At 48.0% G+C, this 6,582-nt stretch carries 5 protein-coding genes and 1 pseudogene; 4 read left to right on the forward strand and 2 right to left on the reverse strand.

Annotated elements, in window-relative coordinates; translation table 11 throughout:
* Window positions 1–189 precede the first annotated feature (189 nt).
* Complete coding sequence (locus C7R92_RS30680) at window positions 190–897, forward strand: FkbM family methyltransferase (RefSeq protein WP_106836746.1); 708 nt, start codon at window positions 190–192, stop codon at window positions 895–897.
* Between the two features lie 6 nt (window positions 898–903).
* Here C7R92_RS30680 and C7R92_RS30685 read toward each other — a convergent pair whose 3' ends face one another.
* Window positions 904–2,640 (reverse strand): phospho-sugar mutase, encoded by a 1,737-nt coding sequence (locus C7R92_RS30685; RefSeq protein WP_106836747.1) that lies wholly within the window; start codon window positions 2,638–2,640, stop codon window positions 904–906.
* Between the two features lie 76 nt (window positions 2,641–2,716).
* Between C7R92_RS30685 and glf the strand changes: the two genes are divergently transcribed.
* Window positions 2,717–3,868 (forward strand): UDP-galactopyranose mutase, encoded by a 1,152-nt coding sequence (gene glf, locus C7R92_RS30690; protein WP_328137410.1) that lies wholly within the window; start codon window positions 2,717–2,719, stop codon window positions 3,866–3,868.
* Here glf and C7R92_RS30695 read toward each other — a convergent pair whose 3' ends face one another.
* Window positions 3,869–4,663 (reverse strand): glycosyltransferase family 2 protein, encoded by a 795-nt coding sequence (locus tag C7R92_RS30695; protein ID WP_069850675.1) that lies wholly within the window; start codon window positions 4,661–4,663, stop codon window positions 3,869–3,871.
* 229 nt (window positions 4,664–4,892) lie between these two features.
* Between C7R92_RS30695 and gmd the strand changes: the two genes are divergently transcribed.
* Window positions 4,893–5,861, forward strand: a complete 969-nt coding sequence (gene gmd / locus C7R92_RS30700; RefSeq protein WP_106836749.1) for a GDP-mannose 4,6-dehydratase — start codon at window positions 4,893–4,895, stop codon at window positions 5,859–5,861.
* A gap of 153 nt (window positions 5,862–6,014) precedes the next feature.
* Window positions 6,015–6,582, forward strand: a pseudogene (locus C7R92_RS33225) (hypothetical protein); the annotation flags it as partial.

The raw sequence follows: 6,582 nt of genomic DNA on the forward strand, positions 1-6,582 counted from the left end.
GTAAACTTTCTCCTAATATATGTCCCGAGGAGGGCCTTGAAACGGCAGGCGCCTCTTGCGTGGAATATTTTGTATGAGAGGCGTGCAAATAGCCTGTTTTGCAGCCTGTTCATTGAATGACCAATCCTATCCGCAAAAAGATAAATAAGATACGTAAAGAGGGACGTTGTGAATGGAGGTATGGCAAGAATGGATGTGTTAAACCAATATGAAAAACGAGTGTATTCCCAAAATGGAGAAGACGGTATCATTGAAGAAATATTTTCGCGAATCGGAACTGCGAATCGCTATTGTGTAGAATTCGGAGTTGGAGATGGCTCGGAATGCATGATAAAAAAACTCATCACGCAGCATGGGTGGAGCGGATTGGCGATGGAAGGCGATCTGAACAGTTGCAATAAAATGTCTGCTGATTATGCTGCCTATCCCCAGGTCATCATCAAGAATGAGTTGATCACGAAAGAAAATATTTCTCGGTTATTCGAAGAAAATGGTGTTCCAAAGGAATTTGATCTGCTCTCCATCGACATTGACGGCAATGACTACTGGGTATGGCAAGCTCTTTCTATTTACACACCGCGGCTTGTTGTTATTGAGTACAATGCTGCTTTTCCACCCCCACAAAAAATGGTGATTGCCTATCAGCCTGATTTTAAATGGGGTGGCACTACCTACTATGGTGCCAGCTTGAGTTCCTTGGCCATTTTGGGAACCAGGTTGGGATATGCCTTGGTAGGGACAGATTCAAAGGGCGTCAACGCTTTTTTTGTAAGACGCGATTTGCTTCTCCAATCCGGTTTTCCTGAACGAACAGCAGAACAAGCTTATCATCCTCCTCGGTACGGAACAGTCGCGGGCGGACATCCTCCTCAATCCGGTCCGTACTTGGAAATCTAGTTGTTACTAGAATTCGAGCATCTGCAAGACAGCTTGTTTCAAGGTGAAAAGCCTTTCTTGACTATCCTGCTTACTCGTTCCTTTCACCCCTAAATAAATTTTGATTTTGGGCTCCGTGCCTGAGGGTCTGACACAAAACCACGAATGATCGTGGAAAAAGTATTTGATCGTATCCGAAGCAGGCAAGGTGAGCAGTGTGGATGTACGTGTTTGACAGTCTGTGCGGAGTCCGCTGGCATAATCTTCGATGGCTATGATGGGGTGGGAGGCGATTTGGGAAGGTGGCTGACTGCGCAGGGAAGACATCGTTGCCGATATTTTTTGCATACCATCTCCTCCTTTGCACGTGAAAGAAATCAGCTCTTCCGCATAATAACCGTAACGAATGAATAAGTCATTCAGTGTGTCATCGAGGCTTTTGTGCTTAGATTTGTAATACGCGCACATGTCAGCCAGCAACAAAGCAGTTTGTACGGCATCCTTATCCCGGACAAAATCGCCGATTAAGTATCCGTAGCTTTCTTCGTAACCAAATTGAAAGACGTACGCTCCACTTTTTTCGTAGGCTTCGATTTTTTCGCCAATATATTTGAAGCCTGTCAAAGTGTCTTCTGTCGATACACCGAAGTCTGTCGCAATGGCTCTGCCCATTTCAGAGGTGACGATTGTTTTCAATACAATGCCATTAGAGGGGAGCTCCCCCTTTTTTTGTTTGGTTTCCAGCAGGTAATGAAGAAGCAAGGCTCCCAACTGATTCCCTGTCAGGACGCTGTAGTCTCCTGCTTGATTTTTGACGAGTACACCGAGGCGATCTCCATCAGGGTCCGTCCCCATGATCACGTCGGCATCCACCTGATTGGCGTATGAAATCGCTAATCGAAAGGCTTCAGGCTCTTCGGGATTAGGCGAGGCTACAGTCGAAAAGTTAGGATCGGGGACAGCTTGCTCTTCAACGACACTCACTTGTTTATACCCGAACAAATTCAATCCACGTGTGATCGAGTCATGCGTCGTGCCGTGCAGGGGACTAAAGACGATCTTCACTTGCTCCCGGATCGCAGGAGATAAGTCTGGGTGGACGCGCAATTGCTTTACTTTTTCCAAATACGCATGCAAGAGAGAATCGTCAATGTAGTGGAGAAGTCCATTTTTGTACAGCTCTTGTTCATCGGCTGGGGTGATTTCGAGTTCATTTCCGGCTGCAACGATATGTTCCATCAGTCGTTCGGCTGTCGCGAGCGTAATTTGCCCCCCGTCTGCGCCATAAATTTTGTAGCCGTTATATTCAGGAGGATTGTGGCTTGCTGTAATGACAATGCCAGCACACGCGCAAAAGTGGCGGACAGCAAAGGAAAGCAGAGGGGTAGGAGTCAGTTGATTGAATATACATGTAGTAATCCCATACTGACCGAGAACTTTGGCGGTTTCTGTGGCAAACAATTGTGAGTGTTTCCGTGAGTCATAGGCAATGACGACTTTTTTGACGGACAGATCCGGGTATGTTTCGAGCAAATAAAGAGCTAGCCCTGCGCTCGCTTTGCGAATCGTGTATAAGTTGATGCGGTTTATTCCGGGCTCCATGACCCCGCGCATGCCTCCGGTTCCAAATGCAATCGGGGCAGAGAAGCAATCTGCAAGCTGCTTTTCATCAGTGTGCATGGCGGTTAACTGCTGACGAAGCTCTGGATCGAGGGATTCACACTCGTTCCAGCGTGTATAGTGTGCGTGCCAGTTTGCATTCATGTAGAGTTCACTCCCGTGTGTAGAGTACGACATCATTTACTAGGGTATTAACGAAATGGTGAGGGAGTGAGTGGATGTGATTAAGACTGGAGGATGTGAGTCTAACATGAAGGTGGATTGGCTGATAGTCGGAGCTGGATTTACGGGTGCTACACTCGCAGAGCGGATTGCCAACGGGCTTGATCAAAAAGTGTTGGTGGTAGAGGGGCGCAATCATATCGGAGGAAATGCCTATGATTGCTATGATGAGCAGGGGATACTGATTCACAAATACGGTTCGCACACCTTTCATACGAATTCCAAGCTGGTCTGGGACTATTTGTCGCGTTTTACGCAGTGGCGGCCGTACTTCCATGAGGTGCGTGCCTGTGTCGATGGCATAAAAATACCATTGCCTTTCAATCTGAATGCATTGTCTGCTTTGTTTTCCCCGCAATATGCGCAGAAACTGGAGAGCTTACTGATCCGTCAATATGGATTCGGGGCGAAGATTCCGATTCTGAAGCTACGGGATAGTGCTCATGAAGAGCTAGGTTTTTTGGCTGATTACATTTATCAAAAAGTATTTCATCGGTATACGATTAAGCAATGGGATTTGAAGCCGGAGGAGCTGGATCAGTCTGTTTCCGCAAGGGTTCCTGTGTATGTCAGCAGGGACAATCGGTATTTTCAGGACACGTATCAAGGAATTCCGTTGCATGGCTTTACTACAATGTTTCAACGCATGCTCGACCATCCGAATATAAAGGTGCTTCTCAATACGGACTATCAAGAAATTGCGGATGAAATCAGGTATAAACGTATGATTTACACAGGCCCGATCGATTCCTTTTTTGGCAATAAGCATGGACAGTTGCCTTATCGAAGCCTGCGCTTTCATTTTGAGACGCATCAAAAGGAGTGGTACCAAGAAGTGGGGACTGTCAATTACCCCAATGAGTATGATTTCACCAGAATCCTCGAACAAAAGCACCTCACAGGTCAAGTCGTTCCTCACACAACCATATCCTTCGTCTATCCACAGCCGTATTCACCTGGCGAAAACGAGCCTTATTATCCAATTCCTCGCAAGGAAAACAGCCAACGGTACAGCCTCTACAAACAAGAGGCGGAGCAAATACGAGATCAGGTGCTTTTTGCCGGGAGACTCGCGGACTATCAATACTACAACATGGATCAAGCAGTGGCACGGGCATTGACCTTGTTTAAGCAGATTGTCACAGAATAGTTAGGAAGGCTTTTCTTTCGGAATGAGCTCGTTCACATAGATCCATCCCTCGGGTGTGTAAACAAAGGCAGGCTCGTACTCGTCGCCCCACAGTTTCAAGATTTTTGTAAGGATGTACTTTCTTGCTTTTGTCCATTGCGGCCAGTTTTTTGTGTGGGAATTGTTGCTCTCGTGAATCAAATAATGATAGAGGTTCGCATCGACCCAGTGAATATCACCTGTTCCAATCAATTTTAATAACATGTACTTGTCATGAGAAAACCTTCCCTGCATCGGATCATCACATTCAAATCCACCGACATCACGAACCGCCTGTGTCCGATAAAAACGAGGCCAAACCATCGGAGCTTCCAAGTAATCATACTTATCTTCATAGATCGGAGGCCGCATGATTTCGGACAGTTCTCGCGTGTCACCCACTTCCTTCCAAAAAACGGTGTTGGAGAACACGACGTTCGTGGTTTCGGGCTGGCGTTCCATTTCATCCAACAAAATTTCCAAGGTCTTTTCGTCGAACCAGTCATCCGAATCAAGTGAGACAAAGTAGGGCGTGTTAATTCGTTCAAGAGCTGCCGCCATTGTTTTGCCGATCCCTGAATTTTCAGGGAGTAGCACGTAGTGAATGCGGGGATCATCGAGGTACTTTTCTACGATTGTCTGTGTGTGGTCAGTAGAGGCATCGTCTACAATGAGGAGCTTCCATTCCTTGTGCGTTTGGTTCAACACACTTTCGATGGCTGTCGGAAGATACTTTTCCCGATTATAGGTTGGAATCACGACAGTAATGAGCGACATGGCGGTCGAACCCCCTCTTTTGATCATTTTAAAATATCTGTCACCTGCCTACCTCCTTATTGATCATTGACAACGGTTTGCTTTCATTAGTTTATTACGGACTTTTATTCTTGACCCTCACCCTGACAACTGAACGTATGAACATGGTCCGGCATAAGCTTAAGAGATGCTCAAGGGTACTTACCGGAATGATATTACAGTACAGCCTGAAGAAGGGGAGTAGTAGCGGATGAAAACAGCTTTCCTTACAGGAATCACAGGTCAGGACGGCGCTTACCTGGCAAAATTTTTGCTTGAGAAGGGGTACCATGTGGTAGGACTGGTACCACGCCGTAGCACGGTGGACAGGTGGCGGCTGGAGTATTTGAACATCGCAGATCACGTAGAGTACAAGGATGGCGATCTATTGGATGTGTCATCGTTGACGCGTGCACTGAAGGCATGTAAACCAGCGGAAGTGTATCATTTAGGAGCGCAGAGCTTTGTCGGTTCGTCGTGGGAGCAGCCTATTTTGACCGCGCAAGTAACTGGAATGGGTGTCCTGCATGTACTGGAGGCGATTCGGGAAACGGACCCCGCAATCAAAATGTATCAGGCTTCATCAAGTGAGCTGTACGGATTAATCCAGGAGCCACAGCAATCGGAGCAAACGCCTTTTTACCCAAGAAGCCCATATGCAGTCTCCAAGCTGTTTGGCTACTGGACGACCAAAAACTATCGGGAAAGCTTTCAGATGTTTAGCACAAACGGGATTTTATTCAATCATGAATCACCTTTGCGGGGGCTGGAATTTGTAACGAGGAAAGTGACACATGCTGTCGCAAGAATTGCTGCGAACAAGCAAAAGGAACTACGGCTGGGGAATATTCAGGCGAAGCGGGATTGGGGCTTTGCGGGCGATTTCGTAGAAGCGATGTGGCTGATGCTCCAGCAGGATAAGCCGGATGACTATGTCATTGCGACAGGCAAAACTTCGACGGTGGAAGAGATGTGCAAAATCGCCTTCGATTATGTTGGGTTGAACTACCTGGATTACGTCGTGATCGACCCGGAATTGTATCGGCCAGCAGAAGTGGACATTTTGTTGGGCAATCCGGAAAAAGCGAAAAGAGAGCTCGGCTGGACACCGAAAACGCAGCTGGAAAAGCTTATTCACATGATGGTCGAAGCGGATATGCAGCGGGTGGCAAAAGCATAGGGCATCAAAAGGTCTATGACCAAGTGACGAGGCGTCCTGCCTATGGGACGTCTTTTTCTATTCTCTCGCCTATGTCGCATCTACAGTCAACACATATATATAGGAATGGGCAATGATGTGTGTATAACCATGCTTGGAAAGGAATGGTGGGCAATGCCTACACAGAACGTTGGTTTTACTGGCGCCATTCAAACCTTTGTCGTCCCTCCAATGGTTACCTCGTTGACGATCCGGGCGGTAGGTGCCCGAGGCGGTGACGGACTCACAACTGGAGGGAGGGGGGCGTATATTCAGGGCGACTTTCCTGTGACACCCGGCGAGGTATTATCTATCCTCGTAGGCGGAGCAGGTGGTGGCGATGACTTAACTGCAGGTGGTGGAGGCGGCGGATCATTTGTTTGGCGCACGACGAGTCCCGTTACTGCCGCCAACATTCTTATTGCAGCAGGAGGTGGAGGTGGCGGTACTCAAGGCTCCACAGGCGGCGATGCGAATGCGTCGAGTATATCAGGTCAAGCTGGTAATGAGGCATTAGGTGGCGCAGGGGGAGTGAATGGCCTCGGAGGTGGAGGGGGCAGCGGATTACTAGGGGGAGGAGGTGCTGGAGGAGCAGGTATCATTGGAAACGGTGCCAACGGCTCCACGGGTGCTATTGGAGGAACGGCTATTAATGCTGGGGGTGCCGGGGGAGGTACTGGTGGTTTTGGCGGCGGCGGGGCAG

Source organism: Brevibacillus porteri (assembly GCF_003013475.1).
In the GTDB taxonomy this organism is placed as follows: domain Bacteria; phylum Bacillota; class Bacilli; order Brevibacillales; family Brevibacillaceae; genus Brevibacillus; species Brevibacillus porteri.

What these genes read in the sequence shown, in the direction of transcription:
- C7R92_RS30680 (WP_106836746.1), top strand. Translation starts at nt 190, where the DNA reads ATGGATGTGTTAAACCAATATGAAAAACGAGTGTATTCCCAAAATGGA.
- C7R92_RS30685 (WP_106836747.1), bottom strand. Translation starts at nt 2,640, where the DNA reads ATGAATGCAAACTGGCACGCACACTATACACGCTGGAACGAGTGTGAA.
- C7R92_RS30695 (WP_069850675.1), bottom strand. Translation starts at nt 4,663, where the DNA reads ATGTCGCTCATTACTGTCGTGATTCCAACCTATAATCGGGAAAAGTAT.
- gmd (WP_106836749.1), top strand. Translation starts at nt 4,893, where the DNA reads ATGAAAACAGCTTTCCTTACAGGAATCACAGGTCAGGACGGCGCTTAC.